Raw genomic sequence first — 24429 nt, forward strand, 5'->3', positions numbered from 1 at the left:
CCCCTCCGGCGTGTTACGGGTTCAGCTGGTGAACTTGAAGTAGGCGCGGTACTGGAATCCGTTGTCGAGGGTCAGGACGAACTCACGGCAGGTGCCGGCCCAGGCGGGGTCGGTCTTCCACGGGTAGTTGTACTGACCGTTGGCGCTGACCGACATGCTCGACCCGCCCGGGTTGCGCGCGGCGACCGGGGTCGGCCGCGGTGTGACCGACCCGTCCGGGTTGATGGTCTTGAGCGTGCCGCAGTCGACCAGCCGCGAGTACGGCGACCCGGAGGCGAGGATGTCCAGGCCCCGGTTCGCCGACAGCTGGAACTTCATCGGCGCGGCGTCACCGGCGATGACGGTGTTGAGCGCCGGCTGCGCTGAGCGGCCGACGAAGTCACCCCGGCAGGACGGGTGGGTGTCGAACGCCTCCGCGTTGTCGTTGCGACCGGTGGTGCCCTGCACCGCGCTGTAGCCCAGACCACGACGGGCGAACGAGGCCCAGAGAGTGCAGGCGTTCTCCCCACCCGTGAGGGCGGCGTCGGCCGCGATGATCGCGTTACGGCCGGTCACGAAGCCCGGACCACAACCCTGCATCTTCAACCCATCGATCACCAACTGCAGAGCCAGGTTGTTACCGCCGGTGTTCCACCCCTCGTAGACGTTCGGGTTGAACCCGTGCCGGTCGACGAGGTCCCAGGTCATGTCCCACAGCACGGCCGCCCAGCCGTGACCGATGCCGTGCGGAGCGGCCAGCGACGTGCCGTCCAGCCAGCCGCCGGTCTTGATGCTGTCGTAGGTGAACGGCTGGATCTCCATGTTCCGCGAGTACGGCCGCGGCCGAATACCCCCACCGACCCGGCTCGCCTCGAACAGCGCGTACTGCCCGTACCCGCGGGCCTTCTCCGGGTCGTCGATGGCGGGGTTGAGCAGCGCGGTGATCGCGAGGAAGTCACTCCAGCCCTCGCCCATCTGCTCCTCGCCGGTGAGGCAGTTTACCGTCGGACCGCCGGTGAGCCGGTTCGAGACGCCGTGGCCGTACTCGTGGAAGATCGTCTCCGAGCGGAACGAGGCATCCCGCATCGCCGGCCGGGCCAGGTTCCGCTGCACCCGCCCCGACGCCGGAAGCCCCGCCTTGATGCGGTTGCCGTCGGCCTGGCTCACCATGACTGCGGGAATGCCGACCGCCGGGCTCATGGATCCGCTCATCACCGCCGGGGCGCCCGCGACGTTGTTGACCACCACCACTGCGGCGGCGCCGGCCTTCTCAGCGTTGGCCACCTGGGTGTAGAAGTTGCAACCGCTGGTCCGGTCGACCACGGCGATCGCGCCCTGGGTCAGGCTGTAGGCGGTGCAGCCGTCGCCGGTCGCCCCGACGCCGTCGTTGACCAGCACCACCTCGCCGGCGAAGCCGGCGCTGGTGGGCGCGGGAGTGAACCGCGCGTACTCCGCCTCGTAGGTGCTGGCGGCGGAGCCGCCGTCGATGGTCACGGTGTTGGGCAGGCCGAACTGGTTGCCCGGCCAGAGGAACATCTGCATCCGGGGGCGGCCACCGTCCAGCGCCGGCGTGGAGAAGTTGGCGTTGTTCTGGCCGGAGCCGTCGTGCGCCTCGCACTGCACGTCGTCGCCGCCGGTGCCACCCCGGCCGTAGTTGTTGACCTGGAAGTTGCCGGACGCCTCGTCGAACCCGTACCGGTAGCTCAGGTCGTGGACGATGTTGCACCAGTAGAACTGGTTCACCACCGCGGCCTGCGTGTAGGTCTGCGGGTGCTCGTTCAGGTCGGCGGGGAAGTTGAAGGTGAGGCCGGCGCCGCCCTCGGCGGAGCTGCCGGGGTCGATCTGGTTGTTGGCGTCCCGGTCGGTGTAGGCATGCGCGTTGTTGCCCCGGGTGATGGTGTATTCGGCGCCCGGGGCGCCGTCGGTGTCGTGCCAGCCGTACGGCGAGGCGTCCCCGTCCGCCGGGTTGGTGACCAGGGTCTGGGGGCCGTCGTTCGGGTCGCCCTTGGGGAACTCGAAGACGCGGTAGCTGGACCCGTCATCGGCCGGATTCGGGGGGCTGACCTTCGTCGCGGGAATGCTGGCGGTGGCGACCTTCGTGGCGGGAGCCTCGCGGCGGCCGAGCGTGGCGGCCAGCTCCGCAGGACTGTCCTGATGGGTCCAGTCGTCGGCGTTGAGCAGCTCACCGGTCTGGGCGTCGATGCTGGCGTTCCACAGGTGCACATCGGAGGAGTCGTCGATCACCAGTTGCCAGGCCAGCCGCAGTCCGTCGTCGGTGGGCTGCCAGCCCAGCTTCGCCGGGATCGGCTGATCCGAGATCCCAGCACCGGACACCATCGTCCGCTGCGCCGCGCCGGCGCTGCGGCTCATCACCTTCGGGCTGGCCGGCTCGGCCAGATCCAGGGCGTCGGCGGCGGCCTGCACGGCCTCGACCGCATCCAGGGACGCGGTGCCGGAGGCCTTGTCCGACAGGCCGGACACCAGACTGTCACCGACGAAGACGACACTGCCGTCCCGGGCGACGCTCACCGTCGCCGTGGCCCCGAACACCTCCAGGTCCCGGTGCCGCTGCGCCAGGTTCACGTGCGTGACCCCGTTGTGGCGACTCGTGTAGCTCGACGCCACCGCCAGATCACTCACGTCTGCGGCACGGACACCGTAGTCGTCCGGATGCGCGCGCACATAGGACACGGCGATGTCGTTTGCCGCGCCCTCGTTCGGGCCGGTCAGGAAAATCGGATTCTTCGCACCGGCCCCGTCGGGCTCCGCCCAGGCCGGTCCCCCGGCCAACGACGTCACCGACGCGACCAGGGTCGTGGACAACAACAACGCAGCGTTGCGACGACCACGGGATGGACGCCAATGCAGAGGCACCGTTGCTCCTCTCGGGGGTTGGAAAAGACAGCACGGAACGCCGATCCACCACCGCCCGAGGGCGGCCCGCCACGCCCATCCGCAGCACTCACCCGGACGGTCACGTTCAGTGACCAGACCCGCGCGAGGTGAATTGCATCGACGCTACGGTGCCCCTTGCAGCCGATCATCCGACGAGTGGCGAAACATTCATCCAGCAGCTTCTACTCCTGTCGCGACCCGCCAGTCGCCCCACTGCGGAGGCGTTCACCGCACGGGACGAATCAGCTCAACTGGATGGCGTCGTGGACGAGCTTCACCAGGCCGAGCAGGAAGATGCCGGTCAGGCCCAGCCGCGCGATCCACGGCAGCGCCGGGTGGGCCAGCGCGGCAGCGCCGGCGGGCAACCGGCGTCACGTTCTGGCGAAAGGGCGACACCTGCGCGTACGGTCACTGCCTGGGCTGCGCGGCCAGCTTCGCCATCAGCTCGACCTCGGCGGACCGTGACCGTTCGATGCGCCGGGCCAACTCCCGGATCCGCTCACTGGTGCCGGCGCGCACCTGCGCCCGGGCGAGGCCGGCCGCCGTCCGCTGGTGCGCGCTGAGCACCTCCAGCAGCACCCGGTCCACGTCGCCGGTCGGGGCGGCGCGCAGCCGGGCCAGGCCGGCGACGGCGTCGCTGTGTCCGGAGTGGTCGTGCCGGGCGGCGGCGGCCACCGCCGAGGGGCCGGCGTCACGCAACCAGCCACGCATGGTGGCGAGTTCGTCGGTCTCGGTGACGTCGATGGCGGCGATGAGCGTACGGATCTGGGGGTCGGTCGTGCGGGCGAGCCCGCGCCGGACGATCTCCAGGGTCTGTTCGGTGTGCGTCGCCATCATGGTCAGGAACAGCACGTCGATGCCGCTGGTCGGGGTGTCGGCGGCCGCGCTCGGCGCCGGGGCGGGCCGGGCCGGATCGGGTGCGCAACCGGCGGTGGGCAGCAGGACCAGCAGCAGGACGGCGGACACCAGGTGATGCATGCCGCACCTCTGTTGTGGTGACCGGGCGTCGGGTGCGGCACACGCCGGGCGTGGCCGCACCCGCCGGGTCAGACCTGGAGCCACAGCGCCGGGGTGTTCGGCGGCTCCCAGCCCGGGAGCGCGGTGTGCGCCTGGCGGCAGCGGTACGTCAGGCCGCTGTAGGTGACCTGGTCACCGACCTGGTAGGCCCGGCCGGCGGTCCACGTGCCGCCGGGAGCCGGCGAGCTCGTCGGGGTCACGGTCGGACTGGGCGTGGGCGACGGCGTGGTCGGGGTCGGGCTGGGCGTCGGACCGCCTCCGCCGCCGATCTGCAGGTCCACACACGAGTAGAAGGCGTTGGCGGTGTCGGCGATGTTCCAGATGGCGAGGAGCTTCTGGCGTCCGGAGAACCCGCCGAGGTTGACGGTGTGCGACACGGTCGCGTCGGGCTGCCGGCCACCGCCGTCGAAGACGGCGACCCGGGTGTTGCCGATCCAGTACTCCCAGTTGCTGGTGGCGTGGCGGGCCGTGTTGACCCAGGTGAAGGTGACCGTGCTGCCGACCGAGGTGGCCGGCCAGTTACGGCTGTCGTCGTTCAGCACGGCGAACTGGGCGATCCCGGCGTGGCAGCTCCGCAGCCCCTTGGGGCCTTCGACGCTCTGCGGCTCGTACTTAATCTGGCCGCAGTCCGGGACCCGGTTCTGGGCGCACAGCGCCTGACGGCTGGGCGGCGAGGAGACGTAGCCGTGGGCCTGGGCGGGCGCGGCGACGGCCAGGGTGGACGCGACGACGCCTGTGGTGAGGAGTGGGAAGCTGATTCTTCGACTCATGCCGGCTTCTCCTTCCGGGAAACGATGTGACGAACATAAATTAAACCTTGTTAACAGTAAAGACTCTTGTCTATAGATTTCGCGATCGTGGCCCGGCCACGCATGCAGTCGACGGCGCGAAGTCGCGGCCCGGGAGGCACGCCCGGATGCCGCCGAAGCGGGCACACCCGCCGACGGGGCGTGTCAGGATCACCCTCGCGGGCGGCGTGCGTCTGATGCCGCCATCTGCCGGCAGGCGGCCCCGACCCATCCGGCGCCGGGCCGCCGTGAGCTGTGGATGAGGGCGGGATGAAATACCAGGAGTTCGTGGCGCGAGTGCGCGAACGGGGCGAGTACGACGACGCCGCGGAGGCGCAGCAGGTGATCAGCGTCGTGGTGACCACTCTCGCGGAGCGGTTGACCGCGGACGAGGCGCGGCAGCTCGGCTCGCAGCTGCCGGAACAGCTGGGCGACTTCCTCAAGACCGCCGGCGGCGGCGGTCAGCGCGTGGCAGTGGCGGAATTCCTCCAGCGGATCAGCGACGGCACCGGCGCCACCGAGCGGACCGCCGAATGGGACGCCAGCGCCGTCCTCACGACCATCGCCGACGCGGTGTCCGGCGGCGAGCTCAACGACGTGCTGACCCAGCTGCCGTCCGGTTACGCGACCCTGTTCGGCCGGCCCAGCGTGTCGGGCTGAATCACGCCGCCGGTCACGCCGCCGCCTGGTTGTCCGTCATCGCCGTCTCGGCCGAGGCCGGCAGCAGGTGGCGCACCTCGGGCGCGCCCTCGGCGAGTTCCCGGGCCCGGTCCTCGGCCCGCTGGTCGGCCTCCGTCAGCCGGCCACCGTGCTGGCGCAGGTGCTCGTCCCAGGACGGCACCAGGTAGACCTCGGTGAGCTGGTCCGGGGTCTCCCCGGCGCGGAACAGGCCCCACCGCATCGCCCCGGTGCGCTGCCGGAACCCCCGGATGTGCTCCATCGCCGCCACGAACTCGGCCTGCCGCTCCGGCCGGACCGTGTAGATGACCAGCACCAGCACCGGACCGATCCGGGGGTCCGGTTCGAGCACCAGCGACAGCGGTGGCCGGTAGACGGCCGGATCCTTGATCACCCCGCGCAGGTCGGGCAGCGGCCAGATCTGCGACGTCACCGCGCCGATCAGCATCAGCGCGGCGGCGACGTAGAACGCGCCGACGAGCCCGCCGAAGTCGGCCACCACACCCCACAGGAACGCGCCGACCGCCTGTCCGCCGCCCTGGACCACCTGGTAGACGGCCAGCCCGCGGGCGCGTACCCAGGCCGGCAGGAACAACTGGATCTCGGCGTTGACGTTGGCGAGGACGGCCACCCAGGCCACCCCGGCGGGCAGCAGCGCGACCAGCACCACCGGGATGATCCGGACCGACGCCACCACCGCCAGCGTCGCCCCGTACAGCAGCCCCGCCACCAGCAGGAACTGGTTGGCGGTCAGCCGGGTGCGGATCCACGGCAGCAGCAGGGCACCCACGATGGCACCCACCCCGAGCGCGGCCAGCAGCAGGCCGTATCCGCTGGAGTTCATGTGCAGGCGGCGGCTGGCCACCAGCGGCAGCAGCGCCCACAGCGCGCTCGCCGGGATCACGAACACCAGCGCGCGGCGCAGCAGCCGGCGCACGGTCGGCGAGTGGCGGACGTACCGGCCGCCGGCCCGCAGTGCGGCGGTGAACCGCTCGGGCACCTCGACGGCGCGGGCGTCGCCGGGCCGCCACCGGACCAGCGCCAGCGCGAAGATCAGGAACGCCACGGCGTTGAAGCCGAAGACCGGGGCCACGCCCGCCCGGGCGATCAGCACACCGGCCACGGCCGGCCCCACGGCCCGGGCCACGTTGACACTGATCGAGCCGAGCGCGGAGGCCGCCCGCAACTGCTCGCGGGACACCAGCTCCGGGATCACCGCCGCCCACGCCGGCAGGGTCAGCGCCTGCCCCACCCCGAAGGCGAACGTGAGCGTGAGCAGCAGCGCCGGTGGCATCCGCCCGGCCGCCGTGAGCAGTGTCAACGCCACGGCCACCACGACCATGAACAGTTGCACGGCGACCAGCAGGTGCCGGCGGTCGAAGGTGTCCGCGAGGGCGCCGGCGGGCAGCGCCAGCAGCAGCATCGGCAGCAGGCTGGCGGTCTGCACCAGGGCGACCAGGGTGGAGGCGTTCGACGTGTGGACCAGCAGCCACTGAGCGCCGACGGTCTGCATCCAGGTGCCGATGTTCGCCGCGAGCAGCGCCAGCCACAGGCTGCGGTAGGCCGCCGTGCGCAGCGGCGCCCACGCCGAGATCTGAGGCTCGGCCGCGGTGGCGTCGTTGGCGGCTACCACCGGCCGTCCGCCCGCAGCACCCGCTCCCCGGAGACGTACAGGTCGTCGGGGGTGAACTGGAGCAGCCGCACCACCTCGGGCGCCACCTGCTCGGGCATGGCGTAGATCTCGTCGAGGAACTCGTCGCCGACGCGCTCCTGCAGCCGGGTGGGCATCGGCCCCGGGTGCAGCTGCATGACCTTGATCCGGTTGCTGTGCTGCGCCTCGGCGAGGGATTCGATGAGGCTGGCGCCGTAGCTCTTGGTGGCCCGGTAGACGGGGATGCCGGGGCGGGCGTGGGTCACCGCGATCGCGCCGACGTACACCAGGTTGCCGAAGTTCTGCCGGTGCAGGTGGTGCAGGGCCTCCTTGCACACGTAGGTGGTGCCGAGCACGTTGACCTCGACCGCCCGGCGGATCCGCTGCGGGGACAGTTCCTCGAGGGCCCCGCCCGCCCACACGGAGGCGCAGGCGGCGACGCCGTCGATCACGTCGTACCGGTCGACCGCCTCGGCGAACGCGTCCCGGACCTGCTCGTAGGAGGAGATGTCGCAGACGATCCCGGCGCACTGCAGGTCGTCGGAGACCGCGGCGATCTCGTCGGGCGCGTCGCCCAGGACGACCACCTGGTGCTCCTCGACGAGCAGGCGGGCGACGGCCAGACCGAGTCCGCTGGTTCCGCCGGCCACGATGAAGGTTCTGGCGCCCATCCCTCTCCAGTCGGTCGCGACGCACGAGCGTTCGCGGGTGCGCCCGGGCTGCGTTCCCGCTCGGGCCGGTTCCACACCCGGGCGGCACGCGGGAGGCCGCCGACGCGGCGGCAGGCCGGGGCGGCGCGACCGGTCGGGGATCCGCCCCGGTCGCGGGGTGTGCGGACCGATTTTGCGGGAATGGCACGCCGGCCAGTACGGGACGCGACGCCGATCGCCGGCAGCAACTACTCGAAGATGGGTGAGCAGGCATGACACGAAAGACCACCACGGGGGTCCGCTCGGTGACGGACGCCCTCGGCATCGAGCGCGCGGCCCAGGACCGCGCAACGGAGGGGCTGGCCCGCGTCCTCGGCTGGATCAGCCTCGGTCTCGGCGTGACCGCCCTCGCCGCCGGGTCCCGCATCGCCCAGGCGTGCGGCGTCGGCGACTCACGCACCGCCCGGGCGGTGCTGCGGGCCGCCGGCGTCCGGGAGCTGGGCCACGCCGCGGCGCTGCTGATTCCCCGCCGCGCCGCCCTGAACACGTGGACCCGGGTGGCCGGTGACGCGATGGACCTGGCCGCGACGGGCCTGGCGATGCGCAACCGCCGCGGCAAGCGCCGGCGCCGGCTGGCGTACCCGATGGCGGCGCTCGCCGGAATCACCGCGGTCGACCTGTACGTCTCGGTCCGCGCGACCCAGCGCCGCCGGGTCCGCGACGGCGGCCGGGCGTACGGCTCGGTGACGGTCAACCGCACTCCGGAGGAGGCGTACAACTTCTGGCACGACTTCGAGAACCTGCCCCGGTTCATGTACCACCTCGAGTCCGTGCGCCGGACGGACCCGCAGCGGACGCGGTGGACCGCGAAGGCCCCCGCCGGCCGGAGCGTGCAGTGGGAGGCCGAGATCATCGAGGACCGGCCGAACCAGTTGATCCGGTGGCGTTCCGTCGACGGCGCGAAGGTCCCGAACTCCGGCACCGTACGGTTCATGCCGGCCGCCGGCAGCCGGGGCACCGAGGTGCGGGTCGAGCTGGAGTACTCGGTGCCCGGGCGGCCCCTGGGTCGCCTGGCGGCGCGCGCGTTCGGCGAGCACCCGCAGCAGCAGATCTGCGACGACCTGCGGCGATTCAAGCAGGTCATCGAGACCGGTGAGATCACCCGGTCCGACGGCACACCGGACGGCACGAGCCTCAAGTCGCAGGCCAGGCAGCGCCCGGCCCGACCGCTGGCCCGGATAGCGTGAGGGAGACACGATGAGGGCCAACTGCTGGATCGCCCCCCACCGCGTGGCGGTCGAAGACGTACCGGACCCGCAGATCCTCAACCCCCGCGACGCCGTCGTCCGGGTGACCTCGTCCGCCATCTGCGGCTCCGACCTGCACCTGCTCGAGGGCTTCATCCCCCCGATGAAGCGCGGCGACGTCCTCGGGCACGAGTTCATGGGTGAGGTGGTGGAGCTCGGCCCGGGCGCACGGGACGGGCTGCGGGTCGGTGACCGGGTGGTCGTCGGCTTCCCCATCGCCTGCGGCGACTGCGTCTCCTGCCAGAGCGGGCTCTACTCGGTCTGCGAGAACTCCAACCCGAACGCCGGGATGGCGGAAGTGGCGATGGGCCACTCCCCCGCCGGCATCTTCGGCTACTCCCACCTGATGGGCGGGTACGCGGGCGGGCAGGCGCAGTACGTCCGGGTGCCCTACGCCGACGTCGGCGCCCTCAAGATCGAGGACGACCTGCCGGACGAGCAGGTGCTGTTCCTCTCCGACGTGCTGCCCACCGGCTACATGGCCGCCGAGCAGTGCGACATCAAGCCCGGCGACACCGTCGCCGTCTGGGGCTCGGGCCCGGTCGGCCTGTTCGCCACCGTCAGCGCCTACCTGCTCGGCGCCGGCCGGGTGATCGTCATCGACCGGTACCCGTACCGGCTGCGGATGGCCCGGGACAAGGCCGGCGCGGAGACGATCAACTACGAGGAGACCGACGTCCTGGACACGCTGCGGGAGATGACCGCCGGCCGGGGCCCGGACGCGTGCATCGACGCGGTCGGGATGGAGGGGCATCACCCGTCAGCGGCGCTGCACGCGTACGACCGGGCGAAGCAGGCGGCCAAGGCGGAGACGGACCGGCCGCACGCGCTGCGCGAGGCGATCCTGAGCTGCCGCAACGGGGGCACGGTGATGGCAATCGGCGCGTACGGCGGGTTCATCGACAAGTTCCCGATGGGCTCGTTCATGAACCGCTCGCTGACCATGCGCTCGGGTCAGGCCCACGTGCAGCGCTACATGCGGCCGTTGCTGGAGCGGATCCGTCGGGGCGAGATCGATCCCAGCTTCATCATCACGCACACGATGCGGCTCGAGGACACGCCCCAGGGGTACGACATCTTCAAGAACAAGCAGGAGGACTGCGTCAAGGTCGTGCTCAAGCCGTAGCCGGCCGGCGAGCCCGGCCGCTGCGCCGGCAGGGGCCCGGGCCTGCCCGGGCGTTCCGGAGGCCGATCGGAGCGGCGGTGGCTATCGGCGGGTGGTGCGCTGCCATCGCCCGGCGGGCCGGGTCCGGTCGATTGGGACGGACGCGCCGGGGAGGCCACGACGCCCCCGCGGCGGCACGTGGCGGCCGGTCCGCGCCATGCCGGGCGGCACCGCCGCGCCGTCCGTTCGGCCGTCGCTGTCCGGCCCGGGCAGCACCGCCAGGATCACGCCGAGCAGCGCCGCGGCGACCAGGCAGTCCAGCCAGTAGTGGTTGCCGGTGCCGACGACCACCAGCAGCGTGGCGAGCGGGTGCGTCAGCCAGAGCCAACGCAGCCGGCCGGCGGTGACCCGGACCAGCACGACGGCGACGACCAGCGCCCAGCCGACGTGCAGGGACGGCATGGCGGCGTACTGGTTGCTCACCGTGTCGGCCTCGGGTGCGCCGTAGACCGCGGGTCCGAACCGGCTCGCGGTGTCGATCATGCCGGTCCGACCGGTCAGCCGCGGCGGAGCCAGCGGGAGCAGGAAGTGCAGCACCAGCGCGGCCGCGGTGAGCGTGGCGAGCATCCGGCGGGCCCAGCGGTAGTGGGCGGGGCGGCGCACGTACAGCCACACCAGGCAGAGGGCCGTGGCGGGGAAGTGCACGTAGGCGTAGTACGTGTTGGTCAGCCGCACCAGCAGCTCGTGGGCGAGCAACGGCTGCTGGAGGGCGGCCTCGGCAGGTAGGTGGAGCAACCGTTCCCACCGCCAGACCCGCTCCCCGTTGAGCACCGCGGTCGGCTCCCGGCCCGCGGCGGCGACGCGGCCGATCTTGTACGCGAGGAACAGCGCGGCGACGAGCGCCAGTTCGCGTGCCGCGCGACTCAGGGCGAGGTTCCGCCGCCCGCCGGGTCCCGCCGTCGGGGCCGCCTCCGTGGTGTCCACACGTTCTCGATTCGTCACGACCGGCGGATGCCGGCTGTCGCGGGACGGTTCAGGGCCGCCGCCGGGACGGCGACGGCCCTGAACCGGTGGGTCAGGCGTCAGCGGCGGGACGGATCACGGTTCGTCCCGGCGTCGACGGGCACCTGGTCGAAGGCGGGCGCGCCGTCGACCGCGTCGGCCGCGACGGCGGCCGACCGCGCGCTGTCCGGCAGGTCCAGGCTGGACCGCAGGGTGACCGGCTTGAGCAGCAGCGCGGCGAGGATGCCGACGACGGCGATCGCGGCCGAGATGAGGAAGATGTGGCCGGTGGCGTCGCCGTACGCGGCGCGGACGATGTGCTCCACCGGCGCGGGCAGCCCGCTGAGGTTCAAGCTGCTGCCGCCACCGCCGCTGGTGGGGATGCCCGCGGCGGCCAGGTCGTGGGTGATCTGGTCGGTGACCCGGCGGGCCAGGACGGCACCGAGCACGGAGACGCCGATGGTGCCACCGAGGGAGCGGAAGAACGCGACGCTGGAGCTGGCCGCGCCGATGTCCTTGAGCGCGACCGTGTTCTGCACGGCGAGCACCAGGTTCTGCATGGTCATGCCGACGCCGGTGCCGACGATGAACATGGCCGCACCGAGCAGGACGAGCGACGTCTCGTGGTCGATGGTGCCGAGCAGGGCGAAGCCGGCGACCAGGATGATCGACCCGGCGACGATGTACGGCTTGATCCGGCCGGTCTTGGTGATGAGTCGACCGGCGACGATCGACGAGAGCAGGACGCCGGCCATCATCGGGATGGTGAGCAGGCCGGCCTCGGTCGGGCTGTAGCCGCGGCCGATCTGGAAGTACTGGCCGAGGAAGACGGCGCCGCCGAACATGGCCATGCCGACCGCGAGGCTGCCGAGGATGGCCAGGGCGGTGGTGCGTTCCCGGACGATCTTGAGGGGGACGACCGGCTCGGCGGCCCGGGACTCGACCCAGGCGGCCAGGGCGAGCAGGAGCACCGAGCCGCCGACCATCGCACCGGTCTGCCAGGAGATCCAGGCGAACGAGCTGTCGACGAACGAGATCCAGATCAGCAGCACGCTGACGCCGGCGGCGATGAGCGTCGCGCCGAGGTAGTCGATCTTGACGTTGTCGCGGCGCACGGTGGGCAGGCGCAGCGTGACCTGGAGCAGGATCAGCGCGATGACGGCGACGGGTACGCCGACGAAGAAGCACCAGCGCCAGCCGAGCCAGGAGGTGTCGACGATGAGGCCGCCGAGCAGCGGGCCGCCGACGGTCGCGAGGGCCATCACACCGCCGAGGTAGCCGTTGTACCGGCCGCGCTCGCGCGGTGGGATCATCGCGGCGATGGCGACCTGGACGAGGGCCTGGAGGCCGCCGACGCCGATGCCCTGGAACGCGCGGGCGCCGATGAGCTGGCCGGCGTTCTGCGCGAAGCCGGCGGCCACCGATCCGGCCAGGAAGACCACAATGGCGGCCTGGATGAGGATCTTCTTGTTGAACAGGTCGGCCAGCTTGCCCCAGATGGGGGTGGTTGCCGTCGCGGTGAGCAGGGTGGCGGTGACCACCCAGGTGTACTGGGTCTGCGAGCCGTTCAGCGCTCCGATGATCTTCGGCAGGGCGGTCGAGACGACCGTGCCGCTGAGCATGGCGACGAAGAGCACCAGCAGCAGGCCGCTGAGTGCTTCCAGCGTCTGCCGCTTGCCCATGGGCTCAGCTGCGGTGGGTGCGCTCATCGCGCGTCCTCCAGGTTGTCGTGGTGTGCGAGGGCGACCTCGATGTCGCGGGTCAACCGGCCGAGCGCGGCGGACAGCGCCGCCACCTCGCCGGGGGTCCAGTCGGCGAGCGCTCGGGTGAGCACCCGGCCGTACCAGGCGTAGGTGTCGGTGAGGGCCGCGCGGCCGGCCGCGGTGACGGTCAGGTGGCTGGCCCGCCGGTCGCTCGGGTCGGCAGCCCGATCGACCAGGCCGTGCGCGACCAGGGCGGTGACCGCCCGGCTGACGGTCGACGGGTCGAGCCGGGTCCGTTCGGCCAGCTCCCGGGCCTGGCAGCCGGTGGCGCAGCGGTCGATGTGCATGAGGATGCCCACCAGGCCGGGCGGCACGATCGGCCGGTCGTCGGCGCGCCGTTGCTTGAGCAGCCGTACGCCGGTCAGCAGCTCCTGCAGCCGCGCGCCGAGTTCGCGGGTGGCGGGGTCCACGCTTTCCCTCCAGACCGAATTGGTTGCCTCAAGCAATAATTCGCGAATCTTGCGCAGTAGGCAAGTTTGCTCGTTGAGAAATGGATCACGTACGCTGGTGTTCATGACGGAGTCCACGGGGTTGCGGGAACGCAAGAAGGCGGCGACCCGTCTCGCCCTGCACGAGGCGGCCCTGCGCCTCGCAGCGGAGCAGGGGCCGGAGCGGGTCACCGTCGAGGCGATCGCGGACGCCGCGAACGTCTCCCGGCGGACCTTCTCCAACTACTTCTCCAGCAAGGAGGAGGCGCTCTTCCACGGCGACACCGTGCGGTTGCGCCGGATGCTGGAGCTGCTTCGCGAGCGGCCCGCCGACGAGCCGCCGTGGACCGCGCTGAGCCAGGCCGCGCTACGCCAGGCCATCGAGGTGTTCGACGAACCGACCATGTCCTGGCTCACCCGACGCCGTCAGCTGCACGGACACCCCGGCCTCCTCGCACACCAGGTCGCCGCCTACGGGGCGATCGAACGGGAACTGGCGGGCGAGCTGACCCACCGGCTCACCGGCCCCGACACGGCGCTGCGCTCCCGGATCCTGGCCGCGACCTTCCTGGCCTCGCTGCGGGTCGCCGTCCAGCACTGGATCGAACAACCGCACGGCCCGCTGGTCGACACGCTCCGGGTAACGCTGGCCCAGGCGGCCCCGGCGGCGGCGACCGAGGGCCGCAGCGGCTGACGCCAGCCGTGGCGGTGAACTGTCGTACAGCGGGGTTACGGTCCGTCCCGTGGTCACCGTCGATGACGTCCGGGCGCTGGCCCGGACACTGCCCCGCACCAGCGAGCACCTGATCCACGACCGGATCAAGTTCCGCGTCGGCGCGATCGTCTACGTCGCGTTCTCGCGCGACGAGCGGACCATGGGCTTCGGCTACCCGAAGGAGCAGCGGGACGGCCTGATCGCCGCCGAGCCGGCCCTGTTCTTCCTCCCCCGCCCGTCCGACCTGCGGTTCAACTGGGTGTGCTGCCACCTCGACCGGCTCGACCACGACCAGATGACCGAGCTGGTGTGCGAGGCGTGGCGGATGGTGGTGCCCAAGTTCCTCGCCCGCCAGCGGCTGGGCGACTGAGACTGAGCGGGCCACCCGGCGATGCCGGTGGATTCGGCCCCACGACCCGGGCGACGTTGAAAGACTCGCCCGGTGAGCGGCGAGGGGTGGCGCGGGCGGCTGGGGCCCGCCGTTCCGATCGCCCCGGCCGCCCGGGTGGACAAGTTCGAGGTCTTCTTCGACCTCGTCTTCGTCGTGTCGTTCTTCATCATCACCCGAGCCACCGCCGCGAACGTGACCTGGCGGGAACTGCTCTGCACGCGATGCTGGTGCTCGCCGTCCTCTGGTGGTGCTGGGTGGTGCACAGCGTGGTCGCCAGCCAGCTCCGGCTCGGCGAGGGCTTCGTGCCGGTGCTGACCGTGATCGGCATGATCGCGCTGTTCATCTTCGCGCTGGCGCTGCCCCAGACCTTCGGCACCCTGCACCGGAGCGCCGCCGGACCGATCCTGGTCACGATCAGCTACGTGGTGATCCGCGCCGTCCACATGGCGCTGTACGCGCACGCCACCCGGGACCGGCCGGCGATCCGCCGGGGGCTGTACCAGTTCGCCCCGGAGGCGGTGATCACGACCGTCCTGCTGTTGGTCGCCGCGCTGGTCCCGCCGAAGATCGGGGACCCGAACCTGGGGCTGTGGCTGCGGGACGGGTTGTGGATCGTGGTTGTCCTCCTGCAGTACACCAGCAGCCTGCTGGCCGCCACCAGGGGCTGGCAGATCACCTCCGCCGAGCACTGGACCGAGCGGTACGACCTGATCCTCATCATCGCGCTGGGCGAGTCCGTCATCTCGGTCGGTGTCGGCGGCGACCTGATCGGTAAGGCGGTGACCTGGCCGGCCGTGCCGGCGGCCATCCTGGGAATCCTTTTCACGGCGGCGCTGTGGTGGGCGCACTTCGACATGATCGGCCCGGCCGCCCGGATCACGCTGCACGCCGCCCAGGGCCACCCCCGGGTGGCGATGGCCCGCGACGCGTACGCCTACCTCTACCTGCCGATGATCGCCGGCGTGATCCTGTTCGCGATCGGCGCGGAGGCCGTGGTACTCACCATCACCGAGCCGGCGGGTGGGGCGGGCGAGCACGCGCCCGGACCCGCCGTGCCGATGCTGTTCGCCGGGGTGATGCTCTACCTGGCCGCCGACGTGGCGTTCCAGCTCCGCACGTTACGCACCGTGACGTGGACCCGGATCGGCACGCTCGTGGCGCTCGCGCTCGGGCTCCCCGTCGCCCAGCACTTCCCGGCGCTCGGGGCGCTCGCCCTGCTGACGGCCATCTGCGTCGCCCTCGTCGTCGTCGAACTGGTGGTGTTCGCGGACTCCCGGCGTGCCCTGCGTCAGGCCGTGTACGAGGAGAAGACCGTCTACGAGGCCAGCGAGGCCGCCTGGCGGGCCCGCTGGCACGAGGAGGGCCCGCAGAAGCCGACGGAGTGACGCCGGTGGAGGGGCCGCCCGTCCGAAATGGTGGGACAGCCGAGCCGTAGCATCTGCGCGTGATCGAGATCGGCACCGAGGTCGACCTGTTCCATCCGCCCGCCCGGGTCTGGCGGGCGTTGACCGACGCGGCGTACCTGACCAAGTGGTTCGTCGAGGCCACGCCGGTGGCGGACGCCCCGGACCGGCTGTTGCTGCGGACAGCGGGACTGTCCGGCTTCGACGCCGACGTCGAGGCGACCGTGGTCGAGCGGCAGGCGCCGGAGCGGCTGGTGCTGCACTGCCGGGAGGGCGACCGGCAGACCGTGCTGACCTGCACGGTCGTTCCCACCAGCCACGGCTGCCGGCTGTCCCTGCACGAGATGCTGGAGCAGGGCGAGTGGAACGACGCGCAGGGCGACCGCCGGGCGGAGCAGCACCAGCAGGCGCTGGCGGTACGGCTGCCGGCGATCCTCGACTGGCTGGCGTTCCAGCAGGTCGACCTGCGTCGCGCCGAGGGCGGACTGACCGCCGAGCTTCCGGTGGTCCGGTTGCTCGGCGACGGCCGGACCCGGACCAGACGGCTGGGGGCGGTGCTGATCGGCGCGTTGGCGGTCCTCCTCCTGGCCGTGGGGGCGGGCGTGTGGGCGACGCGGCGGCCGACGGCCGAACTCCCGGACGCCACGCCCCCGTCGACTCCGCTGGTGCTCCCGACCGCCACCAGCGCCGCGCCCCGGCCCACCCCGACCAGGACGGCGACCGCCGGGAGCCGGCGCAGTGCCACGCCCCACCCCACCCCGACGGCCAGGCCCAGTCGTACGCCGGGCGCGACCGCACCGTCCGCCCCCGCCCTGACCGCCCGCTACGAGACCGTCTCCGACCGGCTGCTGGGCTACCGGGGCGCGGTGACGCTCACCAATCCCGGCAGCGCGGCGAAGGAGGGCTGGACGGTGATCGTGACGCTCGGCGCGAGAGCCTCGATCGGCAACGTCAACGGGGCGGAGGCCAGCCAGAACGGGAAGGTGGTCACCTTCACCGGTTCGGCCGTGCCGGCCGGGGGTTCGATGACGTTCCGGTTCGACGTCCGAGATCCGGACGCGTCGGTCACCGCGCCCGAGGGCTGCACGGTCGATGGTGAGGCGTGCGCCGGCCTGTAGTGGCGGCGGGGCCGCCGTCCAGCGGGCACGGCCCGCCAGGGGCGGCCCCAACCGGAGCCGACGTCAGCCTCGGAGGTGGGTCAGGCTTGCGGCAGACCCTGGTGGTTGAGGTAGAGCACGACGCGGAACTGCTCGCCGTCGTCGTACAGCAGGAACGACGACGCGAGCGGCACCGGTCGGCCGCCGTCGACCCGGGACGCCGTCCAGTCGGTACGGGCCAGAACGTACCGGTCGTCGAGGCGGTCACAGGCCACGCCGGTCAGCGTCGCCGGACCCAACCCGAGGTCGGCGAACAGTTGCGCCCGACCGGGCAGCGCGGCGAGGAACGCGGCACGGGACACCGGCCGGGCGCCGCTCTCGTCGGCCAGCAGGAACGGATCGGCGAAGCAGCCGCCGACCGCGGGATCGTCCGCGGGGTCGGACGCCGGGGCGAGAACGGCGAGGAAGCTACGCACGCGGCTGTCGAGCGAGCCGATGGAGGCGTTGGGCAAGGCGACCGGTCCTTTCCGGAGGGCGACCGCGCCGGGACGGCGGGCCGTCGGTGGCACCCCGGGCGGCGCGACGAAGCGCGCCCCCGCAGGGGCCGCCACGCTACCAGTCACAATCGGACATAATACCACATTATTTCACGAAAATCAAGTACCAGGTGGACCGCTCACCGCACCGTTCGGCCGACACCGCCGGAACCGGAAACGCCCCGCCACCGGGGGGAGCCGGCGGCGGGGCGAGGAACCGGGCGGATCAGGCCTCGGTGAGCTGGCCGCGTAGCTTGGTCAACGCACGGGCGAGCAGCCGGGAGACGTGCATCTGGGACACCCCGACCCGGGCGGCGATCTCGCTCTGGGTCAGGTTGCCGTAGAAGCGGAGGGTGAGGATCCGCTGCTCCCGCTCGTCGAGTGTGGCCAGCGCCGGCCCGAGCGAGGCGCGCAACTCGGCCAGCTCGTACTCGCCGTCCTCGGTGCCGAGGGTGTCGCCCAGCTCGGTGGCGCTGTCACTGTCGCCGATGGGGGTCGACAGCGACACGGCGTTGTAGGCGCGAGCCCCTTCCAGGCCCTCGAGGACCTCTTCCTCGGTGAGGTCGAGGTGGGCGGCGATGTCGGCGACCGTGGGGGCCCGGTTGAGGGTCTGGGTGAGGGTGCCGTTCGCCTCGGAGATGCGCAGCCGCAGCTCCTGCAGTCGGCGGGGCACCCGGATGTTCCAGGTGCGGTCGCGGAAGTGCCGCTTGATCTCGCCGAGGATGGTCGGGATGGCGAACCCCGCGAAGTCGACGCCGCGCGAGGCGTCGAACCGGTCCACCGCCTTGATCAGGCCGAGGGCCGCCGTCTGGGCCAGATCCCCGGTGGGCTCACCCCGGCCGCTGTAGCGGGCCGCGAGGTGGTTGGCCAGCGGCAGCCACGCCTCGATGACCTGGTTGCGCAGAGCCTGCCGGTCCGGGTGCTCCGCGGGCAGCGCGGCAAGGGCGGCAATCAGCTCGCTGGCCCGCGTCTCCTCGCCGGTGGTGGCCGTGCGGTGCACGTCGGTTGTCGTCGTCGGCGCGATGGTCGTCGTAGTCATGCTGCCCTTCCTGTCCTGGGGAGACGGCGCCTCCCAGCACCGGTCGTGCCAGTCACCCTAGACCAAAGGCTGGCCACCAATCAACCGAACGGACGATGGACAAAGCGCCCAACGGTGTACAAATACTGCCCAGAGCCCCGGGTAACGGGAGTGGCGCGCGCCACCGGACGGCCCCGCGAAGAGGCGCCACGACCAGCACCGGCGGGACCGCGCCGCGTGGACCAGCGCAGGTCGACCGCCAGTGCGGGTGGCCGCAAGCCACTGGTCAGCCCTGGCGGGCCTTCTGCCGCGGATCCGCCTTGTTGAGCACGAAGACCTTGCCCCGCCGGCGCACCACGATCGAGTTCATCTTCCGCTTCAGTCCACGGAGGGAGCTTCGGACCTTCATTCCGGTTCACCCCATTCCTGCTGGATTCTCGGCTGTCCGGATCGCGTACCCGACGCCGGCGCGGTCATGCGGGAGGGGCTGGTGGCCGGGACGGCCGTTGGACGCCGGCGTCCAGCGGCCGTCGCGCTGTCCGGCAGCGGGTGAAGGAAGTCGATTGGCCGGTGCCACCGGTGTGGCTAGCGGGAGACGCGCCGGCGCACCTCGTCGAGCATCCCGTCGACGGAGCCGGCCGGGTCGGTCACCGGGAACTGCACCGCGCGTACCACCGACTCCGGGTCGATCAGCAGCGTCAGCCGCTTGAACCGCTGCACCCCACCCGCTCGGAAGGTGGGCAGCAGCAGACCGGCGCCGAGCCGACCGTCCTCGTCGGACAGCAGCGGGTACGGCAGGCGGGCGTGCTCGGCGAAGGCGCGGAGCTGGTCGGGCCGCTGGGTGCTCGCGCCGCGCACCTCGGCGCCGGCGGCGTGGAAGAGCTCGTGCCGGTCGGCGTACGTCCGGGACTCGAGGGTGCACCCGACGGCGCCGGGGATCTCCCCCCAGGCCGGCGGGAGGCCCTGGGCCCCCGGCGCGAACGCCCCCGGAAACAGGTAGAGGACGGTCCACCGGCCAGGCGGGGCGGGCGGCTCCTCCCCGCCGTCGTGCCGGCGCAACGTCATGTCCGGTACGCGGCGGCCGACCAGCCGGTGCACCCGGCGCGCCTCTGCGGAGTCGGCCGCCGCGATGGCGGTGAGCCCGCCGTCGCCCATCACGTGCCGGGTCCCCCAGTCCTGCAGGGCGACCAGCACCGGCAGCAGCGCCTCGCCCTTGCCGGTCAGCAGGTAGTCGTGGCGCGGCGGGTGGGCCGAGTACGGCCGGCGGTGCAGCACCCCCTGCTCGACCAGGCCGCCGAGCCGCTCCGTGAGCGCCCGCCGGCTGACCCCCAGCTCCCGCTGCAACGCGTCGAACCGGGTGGTGCCGCCGGCGACCTCGCGGACGATCAGGAAGGTCCACCAGTCGCCGAGCACGCCCAGGGCCTGGGCGATGCCGCAGTCGGCGTCGCCGAGATCCGCGCGCCTCACATCCCCACCTCCCGCTCGACCGGCCGACTCGACTATAGTCCGTTCCAGATTGGAACTCACTGGGCTCGGATCGGGGGTTGACGGCATGTCCGTCGGGCAGGGGGCCAGGCCCGGCGTGTTCTGGCGCTGGTGGGCGGCCGGCACGACCAGCTCGGTGGGGTCGGCGGTCGGGGCGGTCGCGCTGCCCTTGACCGCGCTCACCGTGCTGGACGCGTCCCCGTTCGAGATGGGGCTGATCGCCGCGGCGAGCTACGTCGCCTGGCTGGTCATCGGGCTGCCCGCCGGCGTGATCGTGCAGCGGCTGCCGCTGCGCGGCGCGCAGGTGGGCGCCGACCTGGCCCGGGCACTCGCGGTCGTCTCCATCCCGCTCGCCTGGTGGTGGGACCTGCTGACCGTCGCCCAGCTGGTGATCGTGGCGCTGGTGGTCAGCTTCGCCAACGTGCTCTTCGACGTCGCCAACGCCACCTTCCTGCCCGCCATCGTCTCGCGGGAGCAGCTGCACGCCCGCAACAGCCTCACCTCGGCCACCCACGCCGGCACCCAGCTCAGCGGGCCGTCCCTCGGCGGCCTGGCGGTGCAGGCGCTCGGCGCGGTGCCGGCCGTGCTCGTCGACGCGGCCAGTTACCTGGTCTCCGCCGCGCTGCTGTGGTCCCTGCCCGCCCGCCGCGGCGACGCCCCGGACCACCGGCCGCCGGTGCGCACCATGATCGGCGAGGGCTGGCGGTACGTAACCCGCCATCCGATCATGGGGCCGACCATGTGGACCGCCACCGCGGTGAACTTCGTCTGCGGCGCCCAGCTGGCGGTCTACCCGCTCTACCTGGTCCGGGAGCTGCACGCCCCGGCCGCCCTGGTCGGTGTGCTGCTCGCGGTCGAAGGGATCGGGTCGCTGGTCGGTGCCACCCTGACCCCGTGGATCACGAAGCGGTGGGGCACGGCCCGGTCCCTGGTGGTCGCCTGCCTGATCGGGGTCGGCGGCGCGTTCCTGGTGCCGATCGGCGCCGGCTGGCCGGCGTACCTGGCGTTCGCCGCCGGCAACGTGTTCTTCGCCGGCGGCGTGGTGGTGCTCAGCGTGACCACCCGCACCTACCGGCAGACCGCCAGCCCGCCGGACCTGCTCTCCCGGGTGATGGCCACGGTCCGCTTCGTCTCCTGGGGCGCCATCCCCGTCGGCGGGGTGGTCGCCGGCGCGCTGGCCGGCCTCGCCGGGGCGCGACCGACGCTCCTCGTGTTCGCCGCGGCGACCGTGCTGGCGCCCCTGGCCCTGCTCCTGTCCCCCGTACGCGGGCTGCGCGACCTCGCCGACCTGGGGGTCGACGACCCGACCGAGCGGCCGACAGTCCCGGTCGGCTGACCGCCGCCCACCGGCGGCTTCCATCGGGCGGCACCGCCGTCACCGCCGCACGGCGGCCAGGACCCGGGCGAGGCCGTTGCGGGTCGCCAGGCCAAGCCGGGTACGCGGTACCAGCAGCGCGGCGGAGTACCGGGCCGCCCGCCGCTTCGGCTCTGTACGCCGCCGGTGCCCCGCCTCGTACGAGCGGAACGCCGACAGGTGGTCGGCGGCGGCGAGCGCCTCGGCGAGAGCATGCGCGCCGGCGATGGCGAGACTGGAGCCGTCGCCGAACAGCGACACGCACGAGGCGGCGTCGCCGACGAGCACGATCCGGCCCCGCGACCAGCGGGGCAGGTGCACCCGGCTCACGCTGTCGAAGTAGAGGTCGTCGGCGGACCGCACCCGGTCGAGCAGTTCCGGCACCCGCCAGCCCACGTCGCCCTGGTACGCCCCGAGGACGAGCCGCTTGTGCTGGGCGAGGTCCCGGTGGTCGAAGCAGTCGACCATCGGGCCACGGAAGATGAGGGCGGCGAGGGCGCAGCCCCGGGCCGGGTGCACGGACGCCAGCCGGCCCGGGGTGTTGTACAGCAGCACGTCGTACGGGTCGTCGGCGGGCCCACCGAGCGGCAGGGTGGCCACCCACACACCGAGGTGCCGCACGTGCGCTGACTCCGGCCCGAAGGCGAGGCGGCGCACCGCCGAATGCAGGCCGTCCGCCCCGACGACCAGGTCGAACCGGCCGGGCGCACCGCGGGCGAAGGTGACGTCGACACCGGCGGGATCCTCGGCCAGCCCGGTGATGCTGTCGCCGTAGCGGAACTCGGCCTGGTCGGCGGCGGCCTGGTGCAGGATCGCGGCGAGATCGGCGCGGGGGATCTCCAGCTCGGTGCTGTGCGGGGCGCGGGTGGCGGCCATCGGCACCCGGGCGACGGTCGCCCCGGCGGCGTCGACCAGCCGTACGCCGGTCACCGGGGTGGCGGCCGAGCGCAGCACGTCCCGCAGGCCCATCGCCTCGACCACCGGGAGCGCGGGGCCGCGCACGTCGACCGGGGCGCCGCTGGACCGCTGCCCCGCGGCGCGCTCGACGACCGTGGGCCGGAAGCCGTGCCGGGCCAGCCACCAGGCGAGGGTGTTGCCGGCGATGCCGGCCCCGGAGATGAGCACGGTCCGCACGACCCCGAGGCTAGTCCAGGCCTCCCGTCCGGCCGCCCGTCGCAGCAACCGCCGCACCGCCGCGCGTTTCCCTGCAGCTCTCTTGACACCAAAAGCTAATAGCATTAGCTTTCTGGCTACAGCAATTAGCTAGGTCCGCTGGGGCCTCAGTGGGATTCCTCCCATCCCTGCCCCGCCCCCTCAACGAGTCAAGGAGCCTCCGATCAGCCGGGTCCGAGTCGGTGCGGCCGCCCTCGCCGCCGCAGCCTTCATGTTCGTCCTCTACCCCGCCCTCCGCCCCTGGCACGACGAGTCCACCGCAGCCGGCGCCCTCGCCGCGATGTCCGCCGACACCTGGGTGCCCGCGCACACATTCGCCATGATCGGTATCATCCTGGTGCCGCTCGGCCTGCTGGCCCTCGCCCAGGCCGTCACCGGCACCCCGGCCGGCCGCACCGCCATCACCGCCTTCGTCACCAGCGCCGTCGGCAGCGGCCTGGTCCTGCCCTACTACGGCGCTGAGGCGTTCGGCCTGCACGCGATCGCGACCCAGGCCGTGTCCAACCCGCAGATCGACATCCTCGCCATGGCCGACCACGTACGGTTCGATCCGGTGGCGGGCACCAGCTTCCTGGCGGGCCTGCTGGCGCTCGGCATCGGCGCCGCCCTCGCCGCAGTGGCGGTCTGGCGCAGCAGCCTGATGCCCAAACTCAGCGCGGCGCCGTTCGCCCTCGGCTTCCTCACCTTCCTGCCACAGTTCTTCACCCCAGCGGCCATCCGCATCGGGCACGGCGCGCTGGTCGGCGCCGGACTGCTCTGGCTCGCCGCAGCGCTGTGGCGGACGGGCTCCACGCGCTGACCGACTGTCCGACCCGGCCGGTCCCGCCAACGTGGCGTGGCGGGACGGTCAGTCCGACCGAACGGCGGCGGCGACCCGGCGGACCCGCTCCGCGTGGGTGAGCACGGCGACGTTGTCGACGTACTGGTCCACCGCGCCGACCGGCGGGCAGGCCCGCAGCTCCGGGTCGGTGACGGCGGCCCGCAGCGCGGCGACGAACCGGTCCGCGTCCAGGACCAGGAACGGGCGGTGGTGGAACTGCCGCACGGTCGGGTCGACCGGGGCGGCCAGCCCGGTGTCGTTGGTCCAGGCGGCAACGGTCTCCAGCGCCCGGACCAGCCCGGCCTGTCGCTCCGGCCAGCCGCCCGGCCCGAGAGCGGCGGCCAGCGCGTCCAGCACGGGAGCCGCCGGCGGCAGCGCGGCGAAGACGGTGCCGAGCCACTTCGCGTACGGGGGCCAGCGACGGTGCAGCAGCAGGCCGAGGCGCATCAGGTCCCGGGCCAGCCCGCCGGTCACCACCCGGCTGCCCAGCTCGTCGCCGACCTCGGCGCACCGGCCGGCCAGGTGCTCGGCCTGGCCGATCCGGTGCCAGCCGGCCGCCAGCACGTACCGCCAGACGTCGTCCGGATACCAGGCGAGACGAGCGCGGGCCGAGGTGAGCGCCCCGTCGAGCCCGTCGTGAAAGACCGCCCCGCCGGTCAGCTCGGCCAGCCGCTGAGTGGGCACGGCCAGCCAGTCCGCCACCGCCAACCCGGCGCGCGGGTCGCAGCCCAGCCGCCCGCACAGCCACCCGCCCAGCTCGTCGACGGTCACCCCGTGCCGGTCGCCATCGGCCCGTACCACGCCGAGCCGGACGTCCGGGCCGCCGGCGAACCGGGTCGGCCAGCCGAGGAACTCCGCCGGCAGCTCCGCGTCCAACACCGCCAGCACGGGCGCGACGTCGGCGGGATCGGCGACGAAGAGCTGCGTACGCGGCCCCCAGTCGTGGTCGGTGGAGCGCGGGGTGTCCAGCCCAAGCAGCTCCGAGCCGCCGTCGAGCAGCCCGGCGGCGTACCGGAGGCCGGGCAGGCGGCGGGCCACCAGCGGGGCGATCACCTCGTCGTGGAAGAGCCGGCAGAGCGTCAGTCCGGGTACGAACGCCATGCCGTCAGTCTGCCGGTCCGGCACCGGGCCACCCAGCGGTTATCGGTCCACCGGCCGCGGTGTGCCGATAGCC

General features: G+C 72.7%; 24 protein-coding genes. 9 read left to right on the plus strand and 15 right to left on the minus strand.

The window, feature by feature from the left end; all coding sequences use genetic code 11:
• Window positions 1-21 precede the first annotated feature (21 nt).
• The 4 genes from FXF52_RS21975 to FXF52_RS21985 form a co-directional block, all read right to left on the minus strand.
• Complete coding sequence (locus FXF52_RS21975; RefSeq protein ID WP_148799523.1) at window positions 22-2805, minus strand: M36 family metallopeptidase; 2784 nt, start codon at window positions 2803-2805, stop codon at window positions 22-24.
• Window positions 2806-3116: 311 nt separating this feature from the next.
• Window positions 3117-3239: a hypothetical protein gene (locus tag FXF52_RS43210; protein ID WP_255472213.1), complete on the minus strand. Its 123-nt coding sequence runs from the start codon at window positions 3237-3239 to the stop codon at window positions 3117-3119.
• Between the two features lie 43 nt (window positions 3240-3282).
• On the minus strand, window positions 3283-3852 hold the full coding sequence (locus FXF52_RS21980) for a DUF305 domain-containing protein (protein WP_148799525.1): 570 nt from the start codon (window positions 3850-3852) through the stop codon (window positions 3283-3285).
• A 68-nt stretch (window positions 3853-3920) separates the two neighbouring features.
• Window positions 3921-4661 (minus strand): lytic polysaccharide monooxygenase, encoded by a 741-nt coding sequence (locus tag FXF52_RS21985; protein WP_148799527.1) that lies wholly within the window; start codon window positions 4659-4661, stop codon window positions 3921-3923.
• A 288-nt stretch (window positions 4662-4949) separates the two neighbouring features.
• Between FXF52_RS21985 and FXF52_RS21990 the strand changes: the two genes are divergently transcribed.
• The gene (locus FXF52_RS21990; protein ID WP_148799529.1) at window positions 4950-5339 is read left to right on the plus strand and encodes a DUF2267 domain-containing protein; all 390 of its coding nucleotides are present in this window, start codon (window positions 4950-4952) and stop codon (window positions 5337-5339) included.
• A gap of 13 nt (window positions 5340-5352) precedes the next feature.
• On the opposite strand, the gene FXF52_RS21995 is transcribed toward FXF52_RS21990, so the two are convergent.
• Both FXF52_RS21995 and FXF52_RS22000 read right to left on the minus strand, forming a co-directional pair.
• Entirely contained in the window at window positions 5353-6990 is a 1638-nt protein-coding gene (locus tag FXF52_RS21995; RefSeq protein ID WP_255472215.1) for an MFS transporter, read from the minus strand.
• Window positions 6984-7679 carry an SDR family oxidoreductase gene (locus FXF52_RS22000; RefSeq protein ID WP_148799531.1) on the minus strand — a complete coding sequence of 232 codons (696 nt, stop codon included), beginning with the start codon at window positions 7677-7679 and terminating at the stop codon, window positions 6984-6986. Before FXF52_RS22000 ends, FXF52_RS21995 begins: the two co-directional genes overlap by 7 nt.
• A gap of 251 nt (window positions 7680-7930) precedes the next feature.
• Here FXF52_RS22000 and FXF52_RS22005 point away from each other — a divergent pair, with 251 nt between their 5' ends.
• Together FXF52_RS22005 and FXF52_RS22010 are read left to right on the plus strand one after the other, a co-directional pair.
• Window positions 7931-8905 carry an SRPBCC family protein gene (locus FXF52_RS22005; RefSeq protein WP_148799533.1) on the plus strand — a complete coding sequence of 325 codons (975 nt, stop codon included), beginning with the start codon at window positions 7931-7933 and terminating at the stop codon, window positions 8903-8905.
• Between the two features lie 10 nt (window positions 8906-8915).
• Window positions 8916-10091 (plus strand): zinc-dependent alcohol dehydrogenase, encoded by a 1176-nt coding sequence (locus FXF52_RS22010; protein WP_148799535.1) that lies wholly within the window; start codon window positions 8916-8918, stop codon window positions 10089-10091.
• A gap of 81 nt (window positions 10092-10172) precedes the next feature.
• On the opposite strand, the gene FXF52_RS22015 is transcribed toward FXF52_RS22010, so the two are convergent.
• The 3 genes from FXF52_RS22015 to FXF52_RS22025 form a co-directional block, all read right to left on the minus strand.
• Window positions 10173-11054 (minus strand): phosphatase PAP2 family protein, encoded by an 882-nt coding sequence (locus FXF52_RS22015; protein ID WP_148799537.1) that lies wholly within the window; start codon window positions 11052-11054, stop codon window positions 10173-10175.
• A 98-nt stretch (window positions 11055-11152) separates the two neighbouring features.
• A complete protein-coding gene (locus FXF52_RS22020; RefSeq protein WP_148799539.1) occupies window positions 11153-12781 on the minus strand; it encodes an MDR family MFS transporter in 1629 nt (542 codons plus the stop codon).
• The gene (locus tag FXF52_RS22025; protein WP_222870603.1) at window positions 12778-13245 is read right to left on the minus strand and encodes a MarR family winged helix-turn-helix transcriptional regulator; all 468 of its coding nucleotides are present in this window, start codon (window positions 13243-13245) and stop codon (window positions 12778-12780) included. Before FXF52_RS22025 ends, FXF52_RS22020 begins: the two co-directional genes overlap by 4 nt.
• 103 nt (window positions 13246-13348) lie before the next feature.
• Here FXF52_RS22025 and FXF52_RS22030 point away from each other — a divergent pair, with 103 nt between their 5' ends.
• The 4 genes from FXF52_RS22030 to FXF52_RS22045 all read left to right on the plus strand — a co-directional run bounded on the left by FXF52_RS22030 (window position 13349) and on the right by FXF52_RS22045 (window position 16890).
• On the plus strand, window positions 13349-13957 hold the full coding sequence (locus tag FXF52_RS22030; RefSeq protein WP_148799544.1) for a TetR/AcrR family transcriptional regulator: 609 nt from the start codon (window positions 13349-13351) through the stop codon (window positions 13955-13957).
• Window positions 13958-14006: 49 nt separating this feature from the next.
• Entirely contained in the window at window positions 14007-14348 is a 342-nt protein-coding gene (locus FXF52_RS22035; protein WP_148799546.1) for an MmcQ/YjbR family DNA-binding protein, read from the plus strand.
• A 242-nt stretch (window positions 14349-14590) separates the two neighbouring features.
• Window positions 14591-15754 carry a low temperature requirement protein A gene (locus tag FXF52_RS22040; protein WP_370518012.1) on the plus strand — a complete coding sequence of 388 codons (1164 nt, stop codon included), beginning with the start codon at window positions 14591-14593 and terminating at the stop codon, window positions 15752-15754.
• Between the two features lie 59 nt (window positions 15755-15813).
• Window positions 15814-16890, plus strand: a complete 1077-nt coding sequence (locus FXF52_RS22045; RefSeq protein ID WP_148799548.1) for a cellulose binding domain-containing protein — start codon at window positions 15814-15816, stop codon at window positions 16888-16890.
• Window positions 16891-16970: 80 nt separating this feature from the next.
• Here the strand turns inward: FXF52_RS22045 and FXF52_RS22050 are convergent, their stop codons facing one another.
• From FXF52_RS22050 to FXF52_RS22065, 4 genes are all read right to left on the minus strand, one after another.
• Window positions 16971-17381, minus strand: coding sequence for a hypothetical protein (locus tag FXF52_RS22050; protein ID WP_148799550.1), 411 nt, complete (start codon window positions 17379-17381; stop codon window positions 16971-16973).
• Between the two features lie 250 nt (window positions 17382-17631).
• Window positions 17632-18444 carry a SigB/SigF/SigG family RNA polymerase sigma factor gene (locus tag FXF52_RS22055; protein ID WP_148799552.1) on the minus strand — a complete coding sequence of 271 codons (813 nt, stop codon included), beginning with the start codon at window positions 18442-18444 and terminating at the stop codon, window positions 17632-17634.
• Window positions 18445-18709: 265 nt separating this feature from the next.
• Entirely contained in the window at window positions 18710-18832 is a 123-nt protein-coding gene (locus FXF52_RS22060) for a 50S ribosomal protein L36 (protein WP_148799554.1), read from the minus strand.
• Between the two features lie 176 nt (window positions 18833-19008).
• Entirely contained in the window at window positions 19009-19890 is an 882-nt protein-coding gene (locus FXF52_RS22065) for a winged helix-turn-helix transcriptional regulator (protein ID WP_148799556.1), read from the minus strand.
• An 85-nt stretch (window positions 19891-19975) separates the two neighbouring features.
• Here FXF52_RS22065 and FXF52_RS22070 point away from each other — a divergent pair, with 85 nt between their 5' ends.
• Window positions 19976-21244, plus strand: coding sequence for an MFS transporter (locus tag FXF52_RS22070; RefSeq protein ID WP_148799558.1), 1269 nt, complete (start codon window positions 19976-19978; stop codon window positions 21242-21244).
• Between the two features lie 39 nt (window positions 21245-21283).
• Here the strand turns inward: FXF52_RS22070 and FXF52_RS22075 are convergent, their stop codons facing one another.
• Window positions 21284-22396, minus strand: coding sequence for an FAD-dependent monooxygenase (locus FXF52_RS22075; RefSeq protein WP_255472219.1), 1113 nt, complete (start codon window positions 22394-22396; stop codon window positions 21284-21286).
• A gap of 250 nt (window positions 22397-22646) precedes the next feature.
• Here FXF52_RS22075 and FXF52_RS22080 point away from each other — a divergent pair, with 250 nt between their 5' ends.
• On the plus strand, window positions 22647-23234 hold the full coding sequence (locus FXF52_RS22080; RefSeq protein ID WP_148799562.1) for a hypothetical protein: 588 nt from the start codon (window positions 22647-22649) through the stop codon (window positions 23232-23234).
• A 48-nt stretch (window positions 23235-23282) separates the two neighbouring features.
• Here FXF52_RS22080 and FXF52_RS22085 read toward each other — a convergent pair whose 3' ends face one another.
• Window positions 23283-24356, minus strand: a complete 1074-nt coding sequence (locus tag FXF52_RS22085) for a DUF4037 domain-containing protein (RefSeq protein ID WP_148799563.1) — start codon at window positions 24354-24356, stop codon at window positions 23283-23285.
• Between the last annotated feature and the right edge of the window lie 73 nt (window positions 24357-24429).

Source organism: Micromonospora sp. MP36 (assembly GCF_008119785.1).
Lineage (GTDB): Bacteria > Actinomycetota > Actinomycetes > Mycobacteriales > Micromonosporaceae > Micromonospora.